This is a genomic window from Nostoc sp. 2RC (assembly GCF_014222165.1).
Taxonomy (GTDB): domain Bacteria; phylum Cyanobacteriota; class Cyanobacteriia; order Cyanobacteriales; family Nostocaceae; genus Nostoc; species Nostoc linckia.
In genome coordinates, this window is the sequence record NZ_JACKZU010000549.1 from 1 (window position 1) to 3,634 (window position 3,634).

The 3,634-nt window shown below is 41.6% G+C and carries 5 protein-coding genes; 2 read left to right on the plus strand and 3 right to left on the minus strand.

The features are described 5' to 3' along the window. Window positions 1-99 precede the first annotated feature (99 nt). A complete protein-coding gene (locus tag GNE10_RS32915) occupies window positions 100-684 on the minus strand; it encodes a PAP/fibrillin family protein (RefSeq protein WP_185570241.1) in 585 nt (194 codons plus the stop codon). Window positions 685-925: 241 nt separating this feature from the next. On the opposite strand from GNE10_RS32915, the gene GNE10_RS32920 reads away from it, so the two are divergent. Together GNE10_RS32920 and mraY are read left to right on the plus strand one after the other, a co-directional pair. Continuing rightward, window positions 926-1,165 (plus strand): DUF3134 domain-containing protein, encoded by a 240-nt coding sequence (locus GNE10_RS32920; RefSeq protein WP_099066721.1) that lies wholly within the window; start codon window positions 926-928, stop codon window positions 1,163-1,165. Between the two features lie 80 nt (window positions 1,166-1,245). Beyond that, entirely contained in the window at window positions 1,246-2,349 is a 1,104-nt protein-coding gene (gene mraY / locus GNE10_RS32925; RefSeq protein WP_185570243.1) for a phospho-N-acetylmuramoyl-pentapeptide-transferase, read from the plus strand. Between the two features lie 70 nt (window positions 2,350-2,419). Here mraY and GNE10_RS32930 read toward each other — a convergent pair whose 3' ends face one another. Together GNE10_RS32930 and GNE10_RS32935 are read right to left on the minus strand one after the other, a co-directional pair. Beyond that, on the minus strand, window positions 2,420-2,956 hold the full coding sequence (locus GNE10_RS32930; protein ID WP_185570245.1) for an EF-hand domain-containing protein: 537 nt from the start codon (window positions 2,954-2,956) through the stop codon (window positions 2,420-2,422). Between the two features lie 142 nt (window positions 2,957-3,098). Then, window positions 3,099-3,602 carry a molybdenum cofactor biosynthesis protein B gene (locus GNE10_RS32935; RefSeq protein ID WP_185570247.1) on the minus strand — a complete coding sequence of 168 codons (504 nt, stop codon included), beginning with the start codon at window positions 3,600-3,602 and terminating at the stop codon, window positions 3,099-3,101. Window positions 3,603-3,634: the final 32 nt, after the last annotated feature.

Sequence of the window (3,634 nt, forward strand, 5' to 3'; positions counted from 1 at the left end):
CCCCACCTCCCCACCCCAATCCAAAACAGTGTTTAAACCTTCTTGACAAAGTTGTCGTTATAACGTACCTTCGTTCGCAAACAGTATTTTTGCATAAACTTATGTTTTACTCAATACGAACACATTTCCCTCGTTACCTCTACCGATTCGCAAATCGTTATCTATATAAGTAATATCTAACCAGCCTTGCTGTCGATTGTTGTTGATAGCATAATCAATTGCCGGAAATTTTTTACCTGCTTCAATTTGTTGGATAAAAGTTGCCGGAGAATTGTATTCTATTAAACGTTGTAACCCAATAATAGAGCGCTCAAATTTTACTTGGACGCGTCGATGTGAAACTGGCTCAAATTTTGCAGCAACACTGACTAAACCTTCTAAATAAGGAAAGCCATAAATTTCTGCTATGTTGTAAACTCTGGTAGTTTCTACCCGAATACACTGATAAATTTGACCGAGTTTGCAAAAAGGCAAACGATCTAAGTTCAAAATGCCCTGGCTAGTGGTGTATAGTAATCGCCAATTGCCATCAAGCAATTCCTTTGCTTCTAATGGACGAGGTGTAGGATTATTGTCTTCTAAGTTAGCGATCGCTGCTAAGATAGCCTGTTTCTGTGCTTCAGTCGCCAATAAACCGCGATTTGTACCAGCGATGGCATCAATAAGAGCCGTTTTTCCCAGCATAGTCTGTGACCTCAAAAATCACTTTCTTTTCATCAGCATAAACAAGTTATTCATCACCTATGTGTAAAGCCAAAAAAATTACTAATAACCACTTTCCGTAAACCATAAGCTTATTAAATAAAAATTTCTATCTCAATGCGGATTTATCAACTCAAGGGTTGAAAGGATAACTAAATTAATCCGTGTCAAGTGATAGACTCTAAATGTCAAGTTACGTAAACCTTTTGTTGTCTTCCTCGATATGTTGAACTCTCCATTACGTGAAGAACCTCGTAATCAACGAGCTGGTGTCATCCCCCTGAAGCAAGAATCCTCCCTTCTAGATTGGTTACAAAGTAACGGTCGTCTCATAGCGCGTGACGTTCACGAACCGGATTTTCAAGATGATGAAGAAGAAATAGACTCCCTCATGGGGGTAGAAGATGGAATCGGCGATTACGACCTTGATGATGACGACGATATTGGAATCGCTGAAGACTAATAATTTTGTCTTGGGGAACTTGGTAATATACCTCGTTTCTGGTATTTACTTTTGTAAGTGTGGAGTGAAGGGAAACTTCTGTGGACGCTAAATTATCTCCTGAGCAAGGATTAAACATTTCTGGAATCGCTCTAGCCTCTTTATTAGCCTTAGGGTTAGGCACAACCGCATTTTTCTTGGATTGGCTGGCCAATAGGTTACCCTGGCACGCTATGTCCTTAACGTTGCCATTATTATTGTCTGCGCTAGCTTCAGGTATCGCTGGTTATTTAATAATACCAATACTACAAGCACTTAAAACCGGACAAATCATCCGCGAAGATGGGCCCCAAGCTCATCTTAAAAAAGCAGGCACTCCCACAATGGGCGGCATATTTTTTGTCCCTGTAGCTGTGATACTTGCCTGTGTATTGTCTAACTTTGCTACAGAAGTGCTTGCAGTTTCGGCATTAACAATCAGCTACGGGTTGATTGGCTGGCTGGACGATTGGCAAATTCTCCGCCGTAAATCAAATAAAGGTATATCTCCCAGGATGAAGCTGGGTTTACAAATCAGTTTTGCGGTGGTGTTTTGCCTATGGCTGATGTTTAATCAACCTTCTAATATTACAAATATAGCTTTGCCTTGGGTTAGCTTGACACTGCCCTTGGGTTTCTTATTCTGGCCTCTGGCAGGTTTTGTGCTAGTTGCAGAAAGTAATGCTACTAATTTAACTGATGGTATTGATGGCTTAGCAGGGGGAACAGTAGCCATCGCGTTTTTAGCCTTAGGCGCTCTCATCGCACCCACAGCACCAGGTTTGATGATTTTCTGTGCTGCATTAAGTGGCGGTTGTTTGGGTTTCTTAGCCCATAATCGGAACCCAGCCCGCGGTTTCATGGGGGATACTGGTTCCCTGGCGCTAGGAGGAGCTTTAGCCGCTGTGGCGTTGTTAACAAATAGCTTAGTAGCCCTGTTCATTCTCAGTGGTATCTTCTTCGTAGAAACTTTATCTGTAATGGCACAAGTAAGTTACTACAAAGCCACCAAAGGCCCCGATGGCAAAGGCAAGCGTCTTTTCAAAATGGCACCGCTACATCATCATTTAGAACTAACAGGCTGGTCAGAATTGCAAGTAGTTGGAGTGTTTTATATCATCGGTGCAATTTTAGCTGTTATTTGTTTAGCGATCGCACCATTCTAAAAATTGTTGAAAAACTAATTTAAGAAAAAAAACCCCGAATCTTCGAGGTTTTTTTTATTTGGAATCTGCATTACTCCACAGAACCCCAAAACCAGTTGCCTAAAGCACCGGGTTCCTTTTCAGTGAGAAATTCTCTCTTAGCAGAAACAAACTCTTGTTTAGAAAGAATGCCGTCGTTATCGATATCAAGCTTGGAGAAAACAAAAGCTGATTTTTCAGCGTCTAAGTCAAACACACTGAAAAAGAGACGATGCTCTTGTTGCGATATCTGACCATCACCGTCTAAATCAACAATGTCAAACACAGTCTCTATTAAAGGGTCGTTATAATCTGGATTTGAAACGGCTTTCTCTATGCCCTGACAAAATTCTTCGGGACTTACCTTACCATCTCCATCCAAATCCGCTTTAGACCAAAAATTTTCCCAAACATCAAGCCACTTAAACAACAAATCTTTGTGAATCTCTGAACCAAGGTCTGCGCCACGGATGTTGGCGAACCTCTGAGCAAAAATCTCAGCATCTTCTTTCCCAATGAAGCCTGAATTATCGGCATCCAGACAGTGAAAGTGATGCAGTAACTTTTTTCTATGATATTCGCTTAACAAAGCTTTTCCCTTTTGTTCACCACACGTACTTACATTACCACAACAGTACGTAGTATTTATTTTGATGAATACCAGCAACAGCGCCAGAAGCGATCGCACAGTCAAAGTAAGGTGATGATTAATTCTAATACCGTTCTCAACTCTATTTCCGCATTTGACTTACTAAATGAGCCAGTTCGGGCAAAATCAGTTTTTCCATACCCAACCGCACGGCATTACTGGAACCAGGAAGCGAGAAGATTAATTTATTTTGATAAATACCTGCCACGGCGCGAGAAGCGATCGCCCGCGAGCCAATTTCTTGATAACTTAAAAAACGAAATAACTCACCAAATCCCGGCAAGGTTTTCTCTAATAATTGCTCAATTGCATCATAGGTAGTATCCCTCGGTGCAATACCCGTACCACCGTTAAAAATTACAGCATCCAAATTTGCACTTTTGCCGAGACTTTCTATCTGCTGTTGAATCTGTGTTGGTTCATCTTTAATAATCGCATAGGCTCCTACAGCATGGTTAGCAGCAATGAGTAACTGCTGAATTAGCTGACCACTTTTGTCTGTTTTTGCCGTGCGTGTATCGCTGACAGTGACCACAGCACAAATTAGCGTAATTTCAGAGGAGTCTGGGTGGGGTTGTTGTGTCATGGGGAGGTGGGGAGGTGGGGAGATGGGGAGAT